This window comes from Enterococcus sp. DIV1316a (genome assembly GCF_050536915.1).
Classification (GTDB): domain Bacteria; phylum Bacillota; class Bacilli; order Lactobacillales; family Enterococcaceae; genus Enterococcus; species Enterococcus faecalis.
In genome coordinates this window covers 1,777,023-1,799,246 of sequence record NZ_CP172913.1, presented here as the reverse complement: position 1 = coordinate 1,799,246, position 22,224 = coordinate 1,777,023, and the positions used below count along the sequence as shown (strand labels likewise).

General features: G+C 36.6%; 14 protein-coding genes. 12 read left to right on the top strand and 2 right to left on the bottom strand.

Annotated elements, in window-relative coordinates; translation table 11 throughout:
* Positions 1-66 precede the first annotated feature (66 nt).
* The 6 genes from IGL56_RS08600 to trpS all read left to right on the top strand — a co-directional run bounded on the left by IGL56_RS08600 (position 67) and on the right by trpS (position 8,568).
* Positions 67-969, top strand: a complete 903-nt coding sequence (locus tag IGL56_RS08600) for a carbohydrate ABC transporter permease (protein WP_002356840.1) — start codon at positions 67-69, stop codon at positions 967-969.
* Positions 942-1,859 (top strand): carbohydrate ABC transporter permease, encoded by a 918-nt coding sequence (locus IGL56_RS08595; protein ID WP_002383582.1) that lies wholly within the window; start codon positions 942-944, stop codon positions 1,857-1,859. The genes IGL56_RS08600 and IGL56_RS08595 overlap by 28 nt, the downstream gene beginning before the upstream one ends.
* Positions 1,860-1,871: 12 nt before the next feature.
* Positions 1,872-2,543: a hypothetical protein gene (locus tag IGL56_RS08590; RefSeq protein WP_002391717.1), complete on the top strand. Its 672-nt coding sequence runs from the start codon at positions 1,872-1,874 to the stop codon at positions 2,541-2,543.
* Between the two features lie 100 nt (positions 2,544-2,643).
* Positions 2,644-3,612 (top strand): hypothetical protein, encoded by a 969-nt coding sequence (locus IGL56_RS08585; RefSeq protein ID WP_002372107.1) that lies wholly within the window; start codon positions 2,644-2,646, stop codon positions 3,610-3,612.
* A gap of 10 nt (positions 3,613-3,622) precedes the next feature.
* Positions 3,623-7,402: an Ig-like domain-containing protein gene (locus tag IGL56_RS08580; protein ID WP_002392721.1), complete on the top strand. Its 3,780-nt coding sequence runs from the start codon at positions 3,623-3,625 to the stop codon at positions 7,400-7,402.
* Positions 7,403-7,563: 161 nt separating this feature from the next.
* On the top strand, positions 7,564-8,568 hold the full coding sequence (gene trpS, locus IGL56_RS08575; protein WP_002356846.1) for a tryptophan--tRNA ligase: 1,005 nt from the start codon (positions 7,564-7,566) through the stop codon (positions 8,566-8,568).
* A 53-nt stretch (positions 8,569-8,621) separates the two neighbouring features.
* On the opposite strand, the gene IGL56_RS08570 is transcribed toward trpS, so the two are convergent.
* Both IGL56_RS08570 and IGL56_RS08565 read right to left on the bottom strand, forming a co-directional pair.
* Positions 8,622-10,400 (bottom strand): ABC transporter ATP-binding protein, encoded by a 1,779-nt coding sequence (locus tag IGL56_RS08570; RefSeq protein WP_002374418.1) that lies wholly within the window; start codon positions 10,398-10,400, stop codon positions 8,622-8,624.
* Positions 10,401-10,452: 52 nt separating this feature from the next.
* Positions 10,453-12,180 carry an ABC transporter ATP-binding protein gene (locus tag IGL56_RS08565; protein WP_010709675.1) on the bottom strand — a complete coding sequence of 576 codons (1,728 nt, stop codon included), beginning with the start codon at positions 12,178-12,180 and terminating at the stop codon, positions 10,453-10,455.
* Between the two features lie 66 nt (positions 12,181-12,246).
* On the opposite strand from IGL56_RS08565, the gene IGL56_RS08560 reads away from it, so the two are divergent.
* The 6 genes from IGL56_RS08560 (at position 12,247) to IGL56_RS08535 (ending at position 22,181) form a co-directional block, all read left to right on the top strand.
* Positions 12,247-13,062 carry a MerR family transcriptional regulator gene (locus tag IGL56_RS08560; protein ID WP_002383586.1) on the top strand — a complete coding sequence of 272 codons (816 nt, stop codon included), beginning with the start codon at positions 12,247-12,249 and terminating at the stop codon, positions 13,060-13,062.
* Between the two features lie 473 nt (positions 13,063-13,535).
* Complete coding sequence (locus IGL56_RS08555; protein WP_373879069.1) at positions 13,536-14,609, top strand: hypothetical protein; 1,074 nt, start codon at positions 13,536-13,538, stop codon at positions 14,607-14,609.
* Positions 14,572-18,261, top strand: coding sequence for an isopeptide-forming domain-containing fimbrial protein (locus IGL56_RS08550; RefSeq protein WP_375344977.1), 3,690 nt, complete (start codon positions 14,572-14,574; stop codon positions 18,259-18,261). Before IGL56_RS08555 ends, IGL56_RS08550 begins: the two co-directional genes overlap by 38 nt.
* A 538-nt stretch (positions 18,262-18,799) precedes the next feature.
* Entirely contained in the window at positions 18,800-19,756 is a 957-nt protein-coding gene (locus IGL56_RS08545) for an ABC transporter permease (protein WP_002356852.1), read from the top strand.
* A gap of 11 nt (positions 19,757-19,767) precedes the next feature.
* Complete coding sequence (locus IGL56_RS08540) at positions 19,768-20,691, top strand: carbohydrate ABC transporter permease (protein WP_002359877.1); 924 nt, start codon at positions 19,768-19,770, stop codon at positions 20,689-20,691.
* Positions 20,692-20,714: 23 nt separating this feature from the next.
* Positions 20,715-22,181, top strand: a complete 1,467-nt coding sequence (locus tag IGL56_RS08535) for an ABC transporter substrate-binding protein (RefSeq protein ID WP_002356854.1) — start codon at positions 20,715-20,717, stop codon at positions 22,179-22,181.
* Positions 22,182-22,224 lie beyond the last annotated feature (43 nt).

The following is a 22,224-nucleotide window of genomic DNA, read 5'->3' as shown; positions in this document are numbered from 1 at the left end:
TTAAATAAAGAATGTAGCTTGAGTTTGGAAGGAGGGCCTGTTAAGTTCACTTAACAGAATACAATTATGGAAATTACTTCAAAAACAAAAACAGCAAATAAATTGAGACGAAAAAATACGTGGACTGCGTTATCTTTTATCGCACCAAACTTTATTGGCTTTTTCCTCTTCACTTTAATCCCGGTTATCTGTTCACTGATTTTAGCTTTTATGAGTTGGGATTCTTTTTCAACCCCTGAATTTGTCGGAATGAAAAATTTCACCAAAATGATTCATGATGATACGTTTTGGATTTCGTTAAAACAAACGTTTATCTATACGATTGGTGTTGTTCCGTTAACATTGATTTGCTCATTAGGACTAGCGATTTTGTTGAATCGTAAAATTAGAGGGATGAAATTTTTTAGAACGGCTTTTTTCTTTCCTTATGTAACGTCATTAGTTGCGATTGCGGTCGTTTGGAATATGCTATTTCATCCAACAATGGGACCAATTAATCAATTTTTGAAATTATTTATTGAAAATCCTCCTGGCTGGACATCTAGTTCTACTTGGGCTTTACCAGCAATTATCATCGTTAGTGTGTGGCGCTTTATGGGGTATTATATGATTTTGTATTTAGCTGGTTTACAAAGTGTGCCAAGAGAATTATATGAAGCAGCGTCAATGGATGGCGCGGGTAAATGGAATCAATTTTTAAATGTTACCTTACCTTCATTACGACCAACGACCTTTTTCGTGACTATCATGCTTGTAATTAACTGTTTCAAAGTGTTTGACTTAGTTCAAGTTATGACTGGTGGTGGACCAGGACGTGCAACGAATGTGTTAGTTTATGAAATTTACAATGAAGCATTTGTCAAATTTAATTTTGGTTATGCATCAGCCATTGCGATGGTCTTATTCATCATCGTTCTAGCGATTACTGTGGCCCAATTTAAATGGAATCAACATCAAGAGAAAGTTTAGGAGGAGAAAAGATGGAAGCAACTTTTTCAAAAAAAGAAAATACTCGAAAAGCAAAAACGAAAAAAGCAGAAAAAGTCACACCTGGTGGGATCCTTGTAATCATTCTCTTAACTTTACTTGCGTTAATTACTTTGGTGCCTTTCATTTGGATGGTTTCAGCATCATTTAAAACAAACAATGAAGTTTTCACCATTCCAATTCAATGGATTCCTAAAAGTTGGCATCCAGAAAACTATTCCGTTATTTGGGAACGCATTCCGTTGTTAACTTTCTTTAAAAATACGTTATTTTTAAGTATTGTGATTACGATTATTCAACTATTTACTTCAAGTTTTGCAGCATATGGCTTTTCAAAAATGAATTTTAGAGGAAGAGATACACTTTTTATTACGTACATCGCAACAATTGCTATTCCTTGGCAATCGTATATGATTCCACAATTTATTATGATGCGTCAATTAGGTTTGACTGACACGTTATGGTCACTTGTTTTATTACAAGCATTTAATGCATTTGGAGTCTTTTTACTGAAACAATATTACAGTAGTATTCCAGATTCACTATGTGAAAGTGCGCGGATTGATGGGTTAAGTGAGTGGGGAATTTATTGGAAAATTATTTTACCATTAACCAAACCAGCTTTAGCCAGTCTCACGATCATTACTTTTGTGAATACATGGAATGACTATATGGGACCTTTCATTTATTTATCTTCTACTGAGAATAAAACGATTCAGTTAGGTTTGAAAATGTTCGTCGGTTTATTTGATGCTGAATATGCCTTAATCATGGCCGCATCAGTGGTTTCTATTTTACCAGTAGGGATTGTCTTTTTAGCAATGCAAAAATACTTTGTTGAAGGTATTGCTACATCTGGAATGAAGAATTAGGAGGAAGTTTGAATGTTTACTAAGCAAACCTTTGATAATAATATCTATATGAAAATTTTTCGCTGGCTTTACATTTTATTTATCGGTAATCTAGGGCTTCTCTTAGTGAACATTCCTTTTTTCATAGCGGTGATTAGCTTAGACATTGATCCACGAAACCTCCCACTTTTTGTAGTAACGTTGTTGCCGATGGGGGCAGGGATGATTGCACTTTTAGGCTTAATCGATACTTTTAAAGAAGAAAAGGAGCTGGATCCATTTAAAACTTTTTTCCAAAAGTTTCGTCAGTTTGGGTTAAGAGGCTTTCTTATCAGCTTGCTAGGCTTAGGAAGTAGCATCATCAGTGTGACAGATATATTCTTTTTTGCCAAAACAACGATTGGTAAATGGTTTATTCCATTGATGGTCCTTCTGCTAATTTTTGGGTTAGCTATTATGCTGAATGGTTGGTATTTTCAAGTACGAAATCCGCAAGCTTCTTTTAAAGATGTGTTTCGGATTTCAATTTACTATGGACTACGGAAATGGTATGTCAGCTGTCTAAATGTTTTTTTACTATTCTCAATGTTTGCAATGATGTTTTTGAAGCCACAGTTTGGGTTTGTTGTAACCCCTGTCCTTTTCCTAGGGATTATTTATTTAAATACTGGGAAATTGCATGAAAAGCAAAAAAAGAATAAATAATTTTTACATAATAAGTAATCTCGATTTTCAGGAAAATGAATGAAGGTGGGGTTGCTTATTTTGTTCTTGCCTTGTTTATTAAAGTGGAGGGAGCGAACGAATGAAGAAAAAAATAATTATTTTAAGTAGCTTTTTGATAGGTGCTATTTTTGTGGTCGTTATTTTTACTACCAGCCAGCAAAGTATGATTAATAACGAAGCAATCCAAGTCGAAGAATTAATTGTTTATGGCGATAAAAATATGAATCGTGTAGCGAAGCAATTCTCTGATCAGAATAATTTAACTTCGTTTGGGAAAAATTTCTGGCGCAAAACGTATAACGGAAAATCACCCACTCAGGAACTACTGAAGGTTGCAACGGAGGATTTAGTACAACATAAAATGATTAAACAGCTGGCAACGGAGTTAGAAATAGCCCACTCACAAACATTTGGTCAAGAAAAAAAAGAATGGCAAGACCAAAAGAGCAGTTTAACGCTCTGGCAATTTTTAGATGCAAAAGATCAACAATTACAGGACCAAATAAAAGAGAAATTAATGGAGAAAGAAAAGCCAACGCAAAAAGAATTGCGGCAGGCCTTTGAGCAATTGGATGATAAATATAAAAAGACCGATTACTTTGTTGAAGCAATTGAAATTCCAAATTTTTCAGGTAAGCAAGCAGAATTAGAAAAAATAGCCGAAGCAATCTCTCCGAATCTATCTTATGAGGAGACATTATTGGAGTGGCAAAATAAATTACCTAATCTTGTTATTGAATCGTATCAATTGAAGAGTGCAGAAATCCAAAAAGAGGATATTTATTCGTTGTCTGTTGGGGAGATTCTTAGTGAAAAAGCTGTTGGTACCGTGGTAAAAGGATACCACGAAAACCAATACTTTTATATTTTTAATAAGGAAGGAGGGCAACTTTTACAGTTTGAAGAAGCACCACAATTTGGCAAAAATGCCTATATCAACACGTGCTACAAAGAGAAATTAGCTACGTATCAACAAGCAACTAAAGTGGACTTGTTGGAGAAAGACAGAGAAAAGTTTTTTCAAAATTATCAAAATAAAAACAGTTAAGGAGCAGAAAATGAGAAAAAAAGCGTATTTTAAAAGTGTAACCATCTTCCTTTCTATTTTGCTTGTTTTTTCCCAGCTTCAATTATTTAGTCTTCCTGCTTATGGGGAAACAGTGAGTGATCAACCGTTACTTTTTCGTTCAGTAGGTGTCGCTCAAAGTGGGACGACCTACTATGTGGATGGGGAAGGAGGAAATAATGCCAATGATGGGCAGTCGCCAGCCAGTGCTTGGCGTGATTTTGAAAAAGTGAATCAGACGGAGTTTCAGCCAGGCGACCATCTTCTGCTGAATGCGCAAAGTACCTGGAATAACCAATTGTTGCATCCAAAAGGGAATGGGACAGCGGCACAAAAGATTGTCATTGATTTTTATGATACGAATGACAAAGGAGAAACCATTTTTGAAACAACACGGCGTCCGATTATTAACGGTGGTGGCACCTACAGCACAGGGACTTTCAAACGTGCAATCTCAGGGGCCGTGCAGTTAGTGAACCAAGAATATTGGGATATTTCAAATTTAGAAGTGACAAATACACCAGAGCTAGATAATCTCGAAGGCTATAAGAAACCAGGAGATGCTCAAAGAGCGGGGATATTAGTACTAGGATATGAACAAAATCGAACGTTCAATAGTGTCACGATAAGGAATAACTATGTTCATGATGTTCAAACAGAATATTATTTGAATCTAAGTGGGAATACTGCAACCAAACGATTAAAAGCGGTAGGTGGAATTATTGTTTTAGGAAGTTGGTTTGATGAGAATGGCAATGTAGTAACGGCAGCCAATGATCATCGAACAACGACTGGATTTAATGATATTTTGATTGAAAATAATGTGATTCAACGAGTGGGACTTGAAGGAATTCGAACAAAAGCTGATTCAGATACCTCAAGAGGCAACACTTTCTACAAAACGTTTTCTAATATTACGATTCGTAATAACTATTTAGAAGATATTGCTGGCGACGGGATTGTCTTGTCAGAAGCCAAAAGTGGCGGTGTCGTCGAAGGAAATGTTGCTGTCCGAATGTGCAATGCCGATTATGGTACACAAAATTACGCGGGCGTTTGGGCAATGTCTGTAGATGACGGACTGTTCCAATATAACGAAGTATACGGAATCAAATATGGATTTAACGATGCTGAAGCTTATGATGTGGACATGCAGTCAAACAATGTTATTTATCAATATAACTATTCACATCATAATACTGGCGGCTTTTTATTGCTTATGTCTGATCAAAAAAATTCGGTTATTCGGTACAATATCTCAGCTAATGACGGCGGTGGTAACCGAGGAACAGGTAAAGACAATCCAGGCGGAGCTGGTGGCTACAATTATAAAGAACAAAGCATTTTCCATTATTGGGTGAAAAATGATGGAGCGGCAATGCCAACTATCCACAATAATACGATTTATGTTGGCGACGGTATTTCAACATCATTATTTGGTGAAGGAAATAGTTCTGACAACAGTGGTACAGTAGCCAATTTTTACAATAATATTTTATACAAAGAAGGTACCGGACAATTAAAATTCTTATCTAATTATCCAACAAATGGGACACAACCAATTGAACGTAAAATGGTCGATAATCCAGAAAAATATTTCAAAAATAATGTTATTTGGCCAAAAGAAATTGCTACAGAAAAAAGTGGTGCAACTGTTGAAAAATTAGTATCAAGTGGAAACATTTTTGAAAAACCACAATTAGAAATCACAGATAACCCTGAAAAAGTGAAAGAGTTGGCAGAGCAAGAATTTACGACATTGAAACCAACAAAAGATAATGTGGTTGAATTTACTTCCAAAGAACGCTTACGTCAGCGAGCACAAATGTTCCAATTAAAAGAAACCTCTCCAGCGATTGGTAAAGGTTTGTCGGAAGTGAACAGTGCGGCAGAAGACTTCTTTGGAAATAGCTTGAAAAATAAAGTTTTAGATATTGGTGCGCAACAAGCATCCACAATTGAAAAAAGTATTCGTTATCAAAATCAAGTGTTAGAAATTAGTTCGGCAACAGGTGTGTATCCTAATTTGCCAGAGCAAGTTGAACTAACGTACGAAGAAGTCGTTAATGAAGAAGTGGTTGCGACAGGCAAAAAAGAATTTAAGTTACAATGGGAAGCAATCCCTCAAGAAAAAATTAATACAGCAGGTACAATTGAAGTTGCAGCAACAGTTATCGGCTTACCGATAGATGCTGTCAAAGTAACAGCCAAGGTCTCTTTTGAGGGCGAACTTGGTGAAGGAAAAGACACCGTTAAACTAAAAACAGCCCAAACTGCCTATGTTCAAAAGAGTGATGGTAACCGAGCATACTCTGCTATAGCAGGCGGTACTGCTGCCATTAGTTCAGGAGACGCCTATAAATATCCTTATGGAGTAAACTATACGGGCAATTACGCATTAAAATTAAAAAATGCTAGTTCTGCGGGGTATAATCGCCGGATTTACGTTGAAATTGATACACAAGAATTGAAGAACTATCAATCACTAAAAAGTGCCAATTTAGAACTAAATGTGATGCGTTATGATGCGTGGAATGGTGCTGGAAATACAAATGATGAACGTTTGAAAAATACGCAGTTCCAAGTAGATGTTTATGGAACAGATACTAATTGGATGAGTAACACCATTACTTGGAACAATGGTCCAAATAATTTAAATGTACCAAATGAAGAATTTATTGCTCGACAATCTTTTACAAATAGCTCAATTATGAATAATCAAAATACAATCTCTATTGATATTAGTAACTATCTACGGAAGCTAATTCAAAGTGGTGAGAAAATTCCAGCCAAGTTAAGTTTCTTATTAGCGATTACAGACAGTCGTTTGCCTGGTTATGATTCTGATAATGCTGGGTTTGATGCTTTTTCAAAAGAAGGCGCACAAAAGGCCTATCAAGACTTTTTAGCAGGCAAATTGACCTTGCCAACTGGTCAACAGCTAACAGAGGATAGTTTAGCTCCTAAAATTGTTTTATCGAATGTTTTCGAAGTCAAACATGAGTCGATTGAGGTCACGACAGAAGCGGGTCAAGCCCCTAAACTACCAGAAAAAACAACTATTTTTTATTCGGATGGTTCACAACGAGAAGTGACTGTCAATTGGTCAGAAGTTCCAGCATCTTCTTATCAAAAAGAAGGAACATTCACTGTTGTAGGACGAGCAGCAGGTGTCTCAATGCCAATTATTGCCAATGTAAAAGTCACCGCTAAACATATTGTTGGATTCAAGGAATTGCCTACGCTGGATCGACTAACAGGCACCTCGCGAGGCGAACTGAATTTGCCAACTGAAGTAATTGCAAAATTAGATGATGGTAGCGAAACGAAATTGAAGGTTATTTCTTGGGATGACGATGTTAGTAATTATTCGCCAAGTAGCCCGCCAGGTACTTACCAGTTCCCTGCTGCAGTAGAAGAAAAAATAGGAATTGCGAATCCCGATGAACGAAAAATCTTCCAAGTCGTGCAAACTCATGCGATTCCTGAAAGAATTCAATTTGCTACAGAAACAGCCACTATAAAATCAGGCGAAAATTATCAAATTCAATCTAAAGTGATTGGTCAAGCGCCGCACACAGAAACGGATGCTTGGAGCTCGCAAGTAACGTATGAGTTGGTTACACCAGATGCTGGCAATACAGTAAGTGTAGATGAAAACGGTCTGATTAGGACAGAAGCAACGACTGCTGCAGGAAATTATCAAATCAAAGTAACAAGCAAAGTTTTACCGATAGTGACTGCACAATTTTCAATTAAAGTCACAAAATAAATAAACTGTTTGAAGAGACTGGAACAAGAATTGCTGTACCTTGCAATCTTTCTAGTCTCTTCGATTATCTAGAATCAATAAATATTCTATTGCCTACTATTCATTCTTTTTAAAACAAGGTAAAATAATAAATGAAAGTAAACGATAAAGGTGTGTAGACAATGAATACTATCTTAACAGGTGATCGTCCAACTGGTAAATTGCACCTAGGACATTACGTAGGTTCCTTAAAAAAACGAGTAGAAATGCAAGCAGACCCTACAAATCAATTATTTGTCATGATTGCAGATTTACAAGCATTGACAGATAATGCAAAAAATCCCGAAAAAGTTTCAGCCAATGTTTTAGAAGTTGCTTTGGACTATTTAGCAGTTGGTTTAGACCCTACGAAAACAACAATTTTTATCCAATCGCAAATTCCACAGTTAGCTGAATTAACAATGTACTATCTAAATTTAGTGACCACGTCACGTGTTCGTCGGAATCCAACGGTCAAAGCAGAAATTGAGCAAAAAAAATTTGGGGAAGGTGTTCCGACAGGATTCTTTATTTATCCCGTTTCACAAGCTGCTGATATTACTGCCTTTCAAGCGAACTTAGTCCCAGTTGGGGAAGACCAAAAACCAATGTTGGAACAAGCGCAAGAAATTGTGCATAGTTTTAATCAGACGTACGGTGAAGTTTTAGTTAGACCGGAAGCTGTGTTACCACCAAAAGGCATGGGACGCTTGCCAGGAATTGATGGCAACGGAAAAATGAGTAAGTCTTTAGGCAATGGTATCTATCTTTCAGATCCAGCTGAAGTGGTACAGAAAAAAGTAATGAGTATGTATACCGATCCAAATCATATTCGTATAGAGGACCCAGGACAAGTTGAAGGAAATATGGTCTTTACTTACTTGGATGTCTTTGGGAAAGAGAAAGAATATATTGAAGAATTAAAAGAGCACTATCGTCATGGCGGTTTAGGAGATGTGAAAATTAAACGTTACTTAATTGATGTCTTAGAAGAAGAACTCGCACCGATTCGTCGACGTCGTGAAGAGCTGGCTAAAAATCCAGAAGCGATTATGGAAATGTTGCATAAAGGAAGTCTTGCTGCTGAAAAAGTGGCAGCACAAACCTTAACAGAAGTCAAAAAAGCAATGGGAATTCAATATTTCTAAGCAATAAAAGAACTGGAACGAGTCAAAAGAAGAATGACTTGTTCCAGTTCTTTTTAAGTGGTTTGAAATTGACTATTATATAAGCTGGCGTAAAGAGTCGGAGCTTGTAATAGTTCCTGATGCGTTCCTTTTTCAATAATATCGCCATTTTTCATCACTAAAATTAAATCAGCATTTTCAATCGTGGATAATCGATGAGCGATAACGAAGCTTGTTCGATTTTCTGTGACAGTTTCCATCGCTTTTTGAATATGGGCTTCTGTTCGTGTGTCCACACTCGAAGTTGCTTCATCGAGAATAACAACGGGCGGATTTGCTAAAATGATTCGGGCGATGGTTAATAACTGTTGTTGTCCTTGTGATAATGCACCATTTTCGCTAGAAATAATTGTGTCATATCCTTGAGGAAGGGTCCGAATAAAATGATCACATTGAGCAATTTTAGCTGCTTCAATTATTTCTTCACGAGAAGCGTCTTTTTTTCCATAGGCAATATTATCTGCTACGGTTCCTTCAAATAGCCAAGTGTTTTGTAAAACCATGCCAAATAAATTTCTTAGATTTTGTCGAGAAAGTTTCGTAATATCAATCCCATCAAAAGTAATGGCACCTTGATTTATTTCATAGAAACGCATTAATAAGTTGACTAATGTTGTTTTACCAGCGCCGGTGGGTCCCACAATGGCCACTGTTTTTTTCGGTTGAACAGAAAAATCAACATTTTTCATTAAAATTTTTTCTGGTGTGTAGCCAAATTGAACATTTTTAAATTCAATGGCTCCTTTAGGAGAAGAAATAGTTTCTAAATGAGTTGCTTCTGGCTGTTCATCAGCTTCATCTAAGATAACAAAAATCCGATCAATGGAAGCCATCGCTGCTTGAATTGAGTTAATGACATAAGAAGCGGTAGAAATCGGCTCAGAAATTTGGTTGATATATTGCAAATACGCTTGCAAGAAACCAATCGTAATACCACCAGATAAAACGAGCATTGCGCCTAAGATAGCACTAATAATAAAAGCCAACTGATTAATAAAACGAATAGCTGGATAAATCGCAAAATTTAGAAACTGTGCTTTTTTAAAGGCACGATAATGTTGTTGATTAACAGCATCAATTGTTTTTTCAGCATTTTGCTGTTGATTAAAGGTTTTTGTGACCAAATTTCCTGCTAAATATTCTTCCATCTTATTATTTAATTGACCTAATTCAGCTTGACTTTGATCAGCAAACACCTTGTTTTTATTCGCAATTTTTGTCGTCATGAAAGTACTGCCGCCAATTAGCAGCAACACTAAAATGGTTAACTTTGCATCAATATAGAACAACATGATTCCTGCAAAAAGGATAGTCACGACGGAAGTGAAAAATTGGTTGATGCCTGTTAAAAGAACTTGTGACAATTGGTTTAAGCCAGTTGTTGAACGACTAATGATATCGCCCACTTGATGATTGTCAAAGAAGGCCATTGGTAAAGTTTTAAACTTTTTTGTCACTTCTTTTCTAATTCTTAAAGTAACCCGTTCGCTTAAAGAAGCCATTGCTCGTTCCTGAATAAAAGAAGTGATACTACTAATGATTGAAAAGAGAATTAAAAGTAAGACGGGACCTAAGAGCGCTTCTTCAACTAAAGGAAGTGTCATACCTTTGAGCCCGACACGCTTGATAGCTTCTAAGAGGTTATCAATCCCGATTGCCATAATATAGGTCATGGCAACAATTAATAAGTTTCCAATTAAACTGCAGATCATTAGACCATAAAAGATTGGATGCTCAGGTTTAATCATTTTCCAGAAACGTTTAAAGCTTTGAAGATTCATTGTTTTTTTCATTGTATGGCTTGAAAAGAAAACTTTCTTTCAAGCAGTCACATCCTTTCTTTAATTACTTGGGTAAGATACCTTGCGATTTAGCAAAGTCTTGGTAATAGCTATTAGTGGTAAGTAAATCAGCGTGGGTGCCTTGACCAACAATCCTTCCTTCATCTAGGACGATAATATTGTCAGCGTTCATGATTGTACTTAACCGTTGAGCAACAATGAGTAAAGTTTTGTCCGACATTTGTGCATGTAAAGCGGCACGTAGAGCGGCATCAGTTTTGTAATCTAATGCGGAAAAGCTATCATCGAAAATATAAACGTCTGCCGGTTTGATTAAGGCTCGTGCAATACACATTCTTTGTTTTTGACCACCAGAATAGTTGGACCCGCCTTGTGCTACGAAACTTTCAATCCCTTGTGGTAAGGAATCGATAAATTCAGAAGATTGTGAAATTTCTAGTGCCGTTCTTATTTCTTCTGTAGTTGCTTTGGCATTTCCCATTAATAAGTTTGATAAGATTGTCCCACTGAAAAGAAAGGCTTTTTGTGGCACATAACTGATGACTTGGCGAATCGTTTGCTGAGATAATGAGCGGATATCTGTGCCAGAATAGCTAATCGTGCCGGCTGTGACATCATTTATTCGTAAAAGTAACTTAACTAAAGTACTTTTACCAGCGCCAGTTGCCCCAACAATCGCCGTTGTTTTTCCTTTAGGGATGACAAAACTAACATTTTCTAAAACAGGATCAGCTGTTTCTGTGTATTGAAACGTGACGTGATCGAAGCAAATCAAGGCTTTCTCAGGATGATAAGCAATGGTTGCTTCAGTGTGAGGATCGCTAATTTCAATTTCTTCTGACAAAACTTCTTGCAAGCGATTCAAGGAAGCAACGGACCGTGGAATGACAACTAATACCATAGCCGCGATCATTAAGTAGGCCAAAGTTAGAAGCGTATATTCAATCACAGCTGTAACGGTGCCAATTTGTAGGGTGCCTACCGCCACTAAATTACCGCCAAACCACAAAATAGAGGCATACACAACGCCCATTAATAAAAAGGCAACGGGAGTAATCCAAGCAAAGATTCGATTCACTTTGCTCATGCGTTCAGCATAATTTTTAAATGTTTGATTGGTTCGCTGCTCTTCAAAATCTTGATTATTGAACGCACGAATCATATTAATTCCAGTAAAGAACTCTCGTAAAGTCGTAGTAATTCGATCCATTTTTGGTTGAATTTTTAAAGATAAAGGGGTACCTTTTTTCATTAAAAAATAAACAACGACTAAGTAAAATACGATGGAAGCCAATGTTACCCAAGCGAGTGAAACTGAATAAGAAAATGTCATCACTAAGGCAAATAAACTAATAATAGGCGCTGGAAAGATTAATTGGCAAAATAGCACAATCATTGTTTGAACATTATCTACATCGTTGGTCATTCTAGTTAGCAAAGAATTTGAACCAAATTTATCAACATTTTTCATCGAGAATTGTTGAAATTTTTTAAAGAACAATCCTCTAACTTGAAAACCAAATTTAGCAGCTACTAAAGCAGACAAATAGCTAGAAATAATTGCGGCAATTGTTCCAATGAATGTCACAAGAAACATTTGTATGCCAATCGTTTTAATTACTTGTTGGTCACCGCTAACGATGCCCACATCAATCAACTTGCCAACTAATTTAGGGACGCCAAGGGTTCCTGCGATTTGCAAACAGATGGTTAAAGTTGTCGCAAGAACAATCCATTTATTTTCTTTAATAAACTCTTTCATTAATTTCATGAAATTTCCTCCTTAAACAATACCGTTTTAGCTGTTACAAAGAGTCATTGTACACGTTCAAGTAACTTGAATGTCAACAGTAGAAATGCTAAACTTTTTGATGGAGGGAACAGTATGGAAAAAAATTACACAATAAAAGATGTTTCTGAGTTGCTAAATATCCCTAAGTCCACGATTCGTTATTGGGACGAGCAAGGGTTGATTAGTACAACACGCAATGAAGAAAACGGATATCGAACCTTTGATTTAGAAGATTTGTTCAAAATATATGATATTGATTTTTATCGAAAAATGGGGATTCCTATCAAAGATATGTTGAATTTATATAAAAAGACACCTACCGATCTCTATGCCACCATGGAAGCAACAGAAGAACAACTGGGGCAAGAAATAAAAAGGCTTCAGCATAAATACAAAGAAATCAAGAAAAGAAAATTACATTTACATGCGTTAATTGATTTAGAAACATTGGTTTTTTCAGATGAACCAATTCCTTTTGATAAAATTGTTGTTGTTGATATTGAGGATCCAGAAGAGATGAAAGTTTACATGGAACACATTTCAACTTTAGGTATTTACGGGGATTTAAGTGAATCCAATGAACTGACGTATGGGATTTGTTTGGCAAATCATGTGAATAAAAAAAGTTTAGATAAAGTGATTTGGCTCAAAGAATCAAGTAGCCAATACAAAGGCTTTATTTTAAAAGTCAATACACAAGATACCCGTTTGAATAATATCGAAGAAGTAAAAAAGCGTTTAGCAAAACAAGGATTTGAAACAGGCATCGTTGTCGGAGAGCATATCTTGACACAACTAGAAGAGGAAAATCAATATATTGAATATTATTATGGTTGGATTGAAATTTTAGGGGAAAAGTAAAACAATTAAAAAAAGGAACTAGCAATAGCAAATGTAGCTAAGCTAGTTTCTTTTTTTGGTAAATGTAATGAAAATTACATGAAAAAAGTTTTAGTTTTTAAAACAATTTAGAACGAATGTTATTAAAGGGAAAACAATAAAAAAATTACTCTTAAAGCTAGAACTTACCTATGTTTGTATTTTTTTAGGGAAAGTCAATATATTTGCTTCATATAAAACGTGTTATTTAATTCACGATTTTTTGTTGAAATATCGGGTTTTTTTCTTTTTTTAGCTAATATAATGTGTTACTTTTTGATTATAAGGAGAAACGGAAAATCGTACGTTAAAAAAAGTTGTTGTAGCTAAATAAAGAAAGAATTGAAGGTTGAAAAGTATTTTATGGAGGTGGATGTTGAGAAACAATTAGTAATTGTAAAAGTTGTTTGAAGATGATTTGTTTAAGTAAATGAAAAGAACGAAGGAGAATGTAAATGAATAAAGCAGTTAAAAATTTTGTGAGTTACCTTATGATTACCATGCTGTTTATTTTAAATTTGTTACCAATGATGAACGCATTTGCTCAAGAAGTAACAAGTGATGCTGAGAAGACTGTTGAAAAAGACGGGCTCAAAGTAATAGGGAAAATAGAAGATACATCGTCTCAAGAAGATATTAAAACGGTCACTTACGAAGTAACAAATACGCGAGATGTACCAATCAAAGATCTCATTTTAAAACAAAAAAATACCAATGATAGTCCAATCAAATTTGTATTAGATACTTTAAGCGAAGAGCGAGGACCTACGTCTTTAGAAGAACAAGCAAAGGTTGAAACAAATGAGAAAGATCAAACAACCGATATTAAACTGCTTAACCTTCAACCAAATTCGACAAGAAAGATTACCATAAATGGGCAAATAACTACAAAAGCGTCGAGCAAGTTATTGGTCAGCGTACTAATAGAAGATAATGAAAAAGGAACACTAGTAATTGATTTACCTAGTAAAGATATACTAGCAGATAAAGAGTCGGTTTCGAAGGAAAAACAGGAAACTTCAGAAACAAAAGTAGAAAATCAGGCAAACGAAACAGTCTCTTCTACAAATGAAATGACCGCAACTACTAGTAACGAAACAAAGCCTGAAGCAGGAAAGGCGACAGAAAGTATTCAAGAGACTGCACTAACGCAGGCTACCGAAAGTCCTGAGCAACCTCCATTAAAGGCGCAACCTACTGGTCCGTTAGTGCCACCAACACCTGGTCGGGGGTTTAATACACCGATTTATCAAAGCGTTCATAAAGGAGAACTTTTTTCAACGGGAAATACCAACTTAAAAATTGCGAATGAAAATACGGCGGCTGCACAAACATTTTTAAACACACGAGGAGCAAGTAGTGGTTATGCAATTAACAATTTTCCTTTAGAATTTGCAGATGTTGACAATGATCCAAATACGTATAACTCTAGTCGGGCTTATATTGATTTAAATGGTGCAAAAGAGATTGCTTGGGCGGGCTTATTTTGGAGTGCATCTAGATATAAAGGCCCTTTTACAAGGGGATAAAAGTGCGACAGGGAGTTATACGTTGGCAGATATTCCTATGACAAGTAGTTTAAATGGTCAATATCAATATTATAACTTTAGTGGTTGGAGTTTGTTTGTTGTTACAAAGGATCAGGCAAGTAAGTCAAGAGCTTTTAGTATTTACTATGGAGCACGTGGTAATGCTGCTGGAACCAATAATGAATTTACTATGAGCAACTTTTTAACAGCAAAACAAGGAAATCTTGATCCAATTGTGACCTGGTTTACTGTTCAAGGAGATAAATACTGGACTGGAGACAACGCACAAATTAAAAATAGCGCAGGAACTTGGGCAAATATTTCGAACACGCTTAATCCAGTTAATAATGCTATGAACGCAACTGTGACAGACAACGATGAACATATGGTAGATAAGTATCCAGGAAAATTTGCGCCGGATCATCCTAATTTTTTAGATATTGATATCGATCGTATGGCAATTCCCGAAGGTGTTTTAAATGCTGGACAAAACCAAATTAATTTTAGAACAACAAGTAGTGGTGACGATTATTCTACGAATGCGATTGGTTTTGCTGTAAACGCAGAAACGCCTGAATTTGAAATTAAGAAAGAAATTGTGGAACCAAAAGAAACTTACAAAGTTGGTGAAACGATCACGTATCGTGTCTCACTAAAAAATACAAAAACTGATTCTGAAGCGATAAATTCAGTCTCGAAGGATGCACTAGATGGTCGCTTAAATTATTTGCCAGGCTCTTTAAAAATTATTAGTGGACCAAATTCTGGTGAAAAAACGGATGCTTTAGGCGATGATCAAGCTGAATATGATGAAACCAATAAACAAATTATAGTCCGTGTCGGCAATGATGCAACTGCTACACAAGGAGGTAGCTACAAAGCTGATACAGCTGAAACAATTTACGAATTTAAAGCGCAGATAAATGAACGAGCAAAAGCAAATGAATTAGTGCCTAATAGCGCAACCGTTGAGGCAGTAGATATTTTAACATCTGCAAAAGTCAACGAAACTTCTAATATAGTAGAAGCAAAAATTGCGGACGAACAAGTAACTGGCAAATTAACCGCAACAAAAACCGTTAATAACGCTAAACCAAAACTAGGCGAAACTATCGAGTACACAATTAGCTTCCGCAATACCATCGAAAACGGCGTCCTAAACAAAGTGGTTATCACAGACCAACTACCAAAAGGACTGACGTATGTCAAAGATAGCCTAACAAGTGTCGGTGATGAACCAAAGCCAACCAACTTGAAAGAAGCCAACGGCACAATCACAGCGGAATACCCAAGTCTCACTGATACGAAAGAACGGAGTATTCGTTTCAAAGTGATCGTTAACGAAGAAGCGAAAGCGGGCGAAACAATTCTCAACAAAGCCAAAGTAGATGACACAGTTAATCCGCCCGAAGAACCAGAGGTGCCGGTGGTACCAGAAGCGAAAGAAGGCAAATTAACAGCAACAAAAACCGTTAATAACGCTAAACCAAAACTAGGCGAAACTATCGAGTACACAATTAGCTTCCGCAATACCATCGAAAACGGCGTCCTAAACAAAGTAGTTATCACAGACCAACTACCCAAAGGACTGACGTATGTCAAAGATAGCCTAACAAGTGTCGGTGATGAGCCCCAGCCAATCAGTTTGAAAGAAACTAACGGCACAATCACAGCGGAATACCCAAGTATCACTGATACAAAAGAGCGGAGTATTCGCTTCAAAGTAATCGTTAACGAAGAAGTCAAGGCAGGCGAAACAATTCTCAACAAAGCCAAAGTAGATGACACAGTTAATCCGCCCGAAGAACCAGAGGTACCCATTACACCCGAAGAACCAATCACACCTCGAGTAAAAGAAGGCAAATTAACCGCAACAAAAACCGTTAATAACGCTAAACCAAAACTAGGCGAAACTATCGAGTACACAATTAGCTTCCGCAATACCATCGAAAACGGCGTCCTAAACAAAGTAGTTATCACAGACCAACTACCAAAAGGACTGACGTATGTCAAAGATAGCCTAACAAGTGTCGGTGATGAACCAAAACCAACCAGCTTGAAAGAAGCTAATGGCACAATCACAGCGGAATACCCAAGTATCACAGATACGAAAGAGCGGAGTATTCGCTTCAAAGTGATCGTTAACGAAGAAGCCAAAGCGGGCGAAACAATTCTCAACAAAGCCAAAGTAGATGACACAGTTAATCCACCAGAAGAACCAGAGGTGCCTGTGGTACCAGAAACGAACGCAGGCAAACTAGCCGCAACAAAAACCGTTAATAACGCTAAACCAAGACTAGGCGAAACTATCGAGTACACAATTAGCTTCCGCAATACCATCGAAAACGGCGTCCTAAACAAAGTAGTTATCACAGACCAACTACCAAAAGGACTGACATATGTCAAAGATAGCCTAACAAGTGTTGGTGATGAACCAAAACCAACCAGCTTGAAAGAAACCAACGGCATAATCACGGCGGAATACCCAAGTATCACTGATACAAAAGAGCGGATTATTCGTTTCAAAGTGATCGTTAACGAAGAAGCCAAAGCGGGCGAAACAATTCTTAACAAAGCCAAAGTAGATGACACAGTTAATCCACCAGAAGAACCAGAGGTGCCTGTGGTACCAGAAACGAACGCAGGCAAACTAACCGCAACAAAAACCGTTAATAACGCCAAACCAAAATTAGGGGAAGCAATCGAATACACAATCAGTTTCCGCAATACCATCGAAAATGGCATCCTAAACAAAGTAGTTATCACAGACCAACTACCAAAAGGACTGACGTATGTCAAAGATAGCCTAACAAGTGTCGGTGATGCACCAAAACCAACCAGCTTGAAAGAAGCCAACGGCACAATCACAGCGGAATACCCAAGTATCACCGATACGAAAGAGCGGAGTATTCGTTTCAAAGTGATCGTTAATGAAGAAGCCAAGGCAGGCGAAACAATTCTCAACAAAGCCAAAGTAGATGACACAGTTAATCCACCAGAAGAACCAGAGGTGCCTGTGGTACCAGAAACGAACGCAGGCAAACTAGCCGCAACAAAAACCGTTAATAACGCCAAACCAAAACTAGGCGAAACTATCGAGTACACCATTAGCTTCCGCAACACCATCGAAAACGGCGTCCTAAACAAAGTAGTTATCACAGACCAACTACCAAAAGGACTGACGTATGTCAAAGATAGCCTAACAAGTGTCGGTGATGAACCCCAGCCAACCAGCTTGAAAGAAACTAACGGCACAATCACAGCGGAATACCCAAGTATCACCGATATGAAAGAACGGAGTATTCGTTTTAAAGTGATCGTTAATGAAGAAGCCAAGGCAGGCGAAATCATTCTCAACAAAGCCAAAGTAGGTGATGGCATCAATCCACCAGAAGAACCAGAAGTGCCCATTACGCCTGAAGAACCAGCGAAAAATAAAAAGGAAACAAAAAAAGTTGTTACAGACCAGAACAAACCTACAAAAAATAGTAAAAATGAAATTGCCATAAACAAGAAAGAAACGTCTAAATCATCCTATTTACCAAAAACAGGAGAAAAAGTCCAAAAAATATTTGCGTATCTGGGTGTAGGACTGATCTTAATTGTATTAATTCTCTATGTTATAAAGAGAAACAAAGAAAAAGAGGAGTAAACAAAATCGATTGTTTTAGAACGACTAATTAGCTGAAAATTTAAGAGTTGACGACATAAGTCAAAATGACCTATGTCGTCAACTCTTTTTGATTTATAACAAGAAATCCAACATATTGTGTGTGCATAAAGGCAAATAGAAAAATAGTAGTGAAATAGCTAGTAATAATAAAGAACCAGCTTGCATTAAAACTGCAAAAAAATAAACTACAATTAAACGAATTGCTCTAGTGTTTTTTACGGATAAAATTCAAAAATAGTCCTCCTCAAAAATAATTAGAGGATATCCTTTGTGAAACTATCAAGTTCTCAGATTTTATAAAACAAATACACGCTAGCAAAATCGCTTTATGAGTGAGGTTTAGCCAATTGTTTTTAAGGTTCTTAAACAGTTGTAAAAAAAATATCAGATAAACGTTTTCACAAAGAACAGTCATTTCGGTAAATTTTTACCTTAAAATGACACAAAATCTATAATTTGTTTCTCAAATCCTATAATTTGTTCCTTAAAAAGATATTATGAAAACGCTATTATATTTATGAAAGGAGCGAAACGAATGAAGAAGAAAAACGGGTTTTTTCAAAATGTATGGCGTTATAAGGCCTTAATCCTTATGGCGTTACCAGGATTTATCTGGTTTATATTTTTCTTCTATATACCAGTCTTAGCCAATGTGGTCGCATTTAAAGATTTTCATATTTCACCAGATGGTTTCTTAGCTAGTCTAAGAGAAAGTCCTTGGGTTGGTTTTGAAAACTTTAAATTTTTATTTGCGTCAAAAGATGCTTGGTTAATTACTAGAAACACCATTTTGTACAATGTCGTCTTTTTAGCCTTTAACTTATTCTTCGCGATTGCTTTTGCTATTATTATGAGTGAATTAAGAAATCGTCGCTTGGTTAAAGTTTATCACACGATGTCATTGCTACCATATTTCTTATCTTGGATGGTTATTAACTATTTTGTTTATGCCTTTTTAAGTCCAGATAAAGGGATTTTGAATCAATGGATTACTGGTAATGGCGGCACAATGATTAACTGGTATGCAGATCCACGTTGGTGGCCAGTAATTTTTGTCTTCCTAAATGTTTGGAAGAGTCTAGGCTACAACAGTATTATCTACTATGCTTCTGTGATGGGGATTGATCCGACCTACTATGAAGCAGCGATGGTGGATGGTGCCAACAAATGGCAACAAATAAAAAATGTTACGATTCCACAAATTTTGCCAATGATGTCTGTTTTATTAATTTTAAACATCGGCGGTATCTTCAGAGCAGACTTTGGTTTGTTCTACATCGTACCAAGAAACTCAGGTGCGCTTTACAACGTGACAAGTGTGTTAGATACCTATATTTACAATGGCTTAACGGCTACTGGTGATGTAGGCATGACGGCAGCTGCAGCGTTATATCAATCTGTCGTTGGGGCATGTTTGTTATTAATTGCGAATTTAGTTGTTCGTCGAATTGAACCAGATTCAGCACTATTTTAGGAGGAAGGATTATGAAAAAGAAAAAAGTCACTAGCGTTAACGTTCGATCCTTCAACCCGACAGCGAATTTGATTTTCAATATTGTCATTGCGATTTTTGCTATTTCCTGTGTGGTTCCGTTTTTCTTTGTTATTATGATTTCATTGACAAGTGAAGGATCATTAGCAGCAAACGGCTACCGGTTTTGGCCAAAAGAATTTTCATTGGAGGCCTATCGTTACATTTTCCAAGGGGCAATGAGTCAACGCATTATTCATGCCTTAGGGGTAACGGTCTTCATTACGGTGACAGGGACGATTGTCAATGCAACAATGACGTCATTATATGCCTATGTCATTTCTCGTTCCAACTTTCCATTTAAAAAATTCTTTACATTGTTTGCGTTAATTACAATGTTATTTTCACCAGGGATGGTTGCGAACTATTTAGTAATGACAAACTTATTGCAATTGAAAGATACAATTTGGGCGTTAATTTTGCCTTTAGCTTTAGGACCATTTAATATTTTAGTGATGCGAACGTTTTTCAAGAAAACCGTGCCTGACAGTATTATTGAATCGGCACGTATTGATGGCGCAAGTGAAATGCGCATTTTTGTCAGCATTGTGTTACCACTAGCCGTTCCAGGGATTGCCACAATTAGTTTGTTTGCGGCTTTGGGTTATTGGAACGATTGGTTCAATGCGTTACTTTACATTCAAAAAGATACCTTGGTACCATTACAGTATTTATTGATGAAAATTCAAAACAACTTAGAGTTCTTATCAAGAAGTACGGATATGGGTGCAGCAGCACAAGAAGGCTTAGGCGTTCTACCAAGTGAATCGGCTCGAATGGCGATTGTTGTCTTATCTACGTTACCAATTGCGTTAACTTACCCATTCTTCCAAAAATATTTCGTGGGTGGTTTAACAATCGGCGGCGTGAAAGAATAAAATTGTACAGGAGGAAATAAGGAATGAAAAAATGGCAAAAAGGATTAGCCGTAGCTGGCGCAGCAGCTTTAGCTGTAGGATTAAGCGCGTGCGGTAAATCTTCAAAAGATGCAGCGTCAAAAGGTGATGATAGTACACCAACGTTATTAATGTATCGTGTTGGGGACAAACCAGATAATTATGACCAATTAATCGATAATGCGAATAAAATTATCGAGAAAAAAATTGGGGCAAAATTAAAAATGGAATTTGTTGGTTGGGGCGATTGGGACCAAAAAATGTCAACAATCGTTGCTTCTGGTGAAAGCTATGATATTTCATTAGCACAAAATTATGCAACGAATGCACAAAAAGGCGCCTATGCTGATTTAACTGATTTAGCACCTAAATATGCCAAAGAAGCCTATGATCAATTACCAGATAACTATATTAAAGGAAATACGATCAATGGAAAACTGTATGCGTTCCCAATTTTAGGTAACTCTTACGGTCAACAAGTTTTAACTTTTAATAAAGAATATGTCGATAAATACAATTTAGATATTAGTAAAGTTGATGGTAGTTATGAAAGTGCAACGGAAGTTCTAAAAGAATTCCATAAAAAAGAACCAAATATTGCTGCTTTTGCTATCGGCCAAACATTCTTTGCAACAGGTAATTATGACTTCCCTATTGGTAACCAATATCCATTTGCAGTGAAAACAACTGATACTGGCTCACCAAAAATTATTAACCAATATGCCGACAAAGACATGATTAATAACTTAAAAGTCTTACATCAATGGTATAAAGATGGCTTGATTCCAACAGATGCTGCTACAAGTACAACACCATATGACTTAAATACCAATACTTGGTTCATGCGTCAAGAAACACAAGGACCTATGGATTATGGTGATACAATCTTAACACAAGCAGCTGGTAAACCACTTGTTTCTCGTCCACTAACAGAACCATTAAAAACAACATCACAAGCGCAAATGGCTAACTATGTTGTTGCAAATACGTCTAAAAACAAAGAAAAATCTGTTGAATTGCTAGGCTTATTAAACAGCAATCCAGAATTGTTAAACGGACTTGTTTATGGTGAAGAAGGCAAACAATATGAAAAAGTTGGCGATGATCGTGTGAAATTATTGAAAGATTACACACCAACAACTCACTTGAGTGCTTGGAACACAGGAAATAACTTAATCATTTGGCCAGAAGAATCTGTCACTGAAGACATGGTTAAAGAACGTGATAAGAGCATCGAAGAAGCAAAAGATTCACCAATTCTTGGTTTTACTTTTGTAAATGATAAAGTGAAAACTGAAATCACTAACGTTGCTACAGTTATGAATCGTTACGCAGCAAGCTTAAATACAGGAACTGTTGATCCAGAAGAAACACTTCCAAAATTAATGGATGACCTAAAAACAGCTGGCTGGGATAAAGTTCAAAAAGAAATGCAAACACAATTAGACGAATATATCCAATCTCAAAAATAATCACAGGAGGCTGAGGCATTAGCTGAGCGCTTTTGGCTCAGCC

What these genes read in the sequence shown, in the direction of transcription:
- IGL56_RS08600 (WP_002356840.1), top strand. Translation starts at nt 67, where the DNA reads ATGGAAATTACTTCAAAAACAAAAACAGCAAATAAATTGAGACGAAAA.
- IGL56_RS08595 (WP_002383582.1), top strand. Translation starts at nt 942, where the DNA reads ATGGAATCAACATCAAGAGAAAGTTTAGGAGGAGAAAAGATGGAAGCA.
- IGL56_RS08590 (WP_002391717.1), top strand. Translation starts at nt 1,872, where the DNA reads ATGTTTACTAAGCAAACCTTTGATAATAATATCTATATGAAAATTTTT.
- IGL56_RS08585 (WP_002372107.1), top strand. Translation starts at nt 2,644, where the DNA reads ATGAAGAAAAAAATAATTATTTTAAGTAGCTTTTTGATAGGTGCTATT.
- IGL56_RS08580 (WP_002392721.1), top strand. Translation starts at nt 3,623, where the DNA reads ATGAGAAAAAAAGCGTATTTTAAAAGTGTAACCATCTTCCTTTCTATT.
- trpS (WP_002356846.1), top strand. Translation starts at nt 7,564, where the DNA reads ATGAATACTATCTTAACAGGTGATCGTCCAACTGGTAAATTGCACCTA.
- IGL56_RS08570 (WP_002374418.1), bottom strand. Translation starts at nt 10,400, where the DNA reads ATGAAAAAAACAATGAATCTTCAAAGCTTTAAACGTTTCTGGAAAATG.
- IGL56_RS08565 (WP_010709675.1), bottom strand. Translation starts at nt 12,180, where the DNA reads ATGAAATTAATGAAAGAGTTTATTAAAGAAAATAAATGGATTGTTCTT.
- IGL56_RS08555 (WP_373879069.1), top strand. Translation starts at nt 13,536, where the DNA reads ATGAATAAAGCAGTTAAAAATTTTGTGAGTTACCTTATGATTACCATG.
- IGL56_RS08545 (WP_002356852.1), top strand. Translation starts at nt 18,800, where the DNA reads ATGAAAGGAGCGAAACGAATGAAGAAGAAAAACGGGTTTTTTCAAAAT.
- IGL56_RS08540 (WP_002359877.1), top strand. Translation starts at nt 19,768, where the DNA reads ATGAAAAAGAAAAAAGTCACTAGCGTTAACGTTCGATCCTTCAACCCG.
- IGL56_RS08535 (WP_002356854.1), top strand. Translation starts at nt 20,715, where the DNA reads ATGAAAAAATGGCAAAAAGGATTAGCCGTAGCTGGCGCAGCAGCTTTA.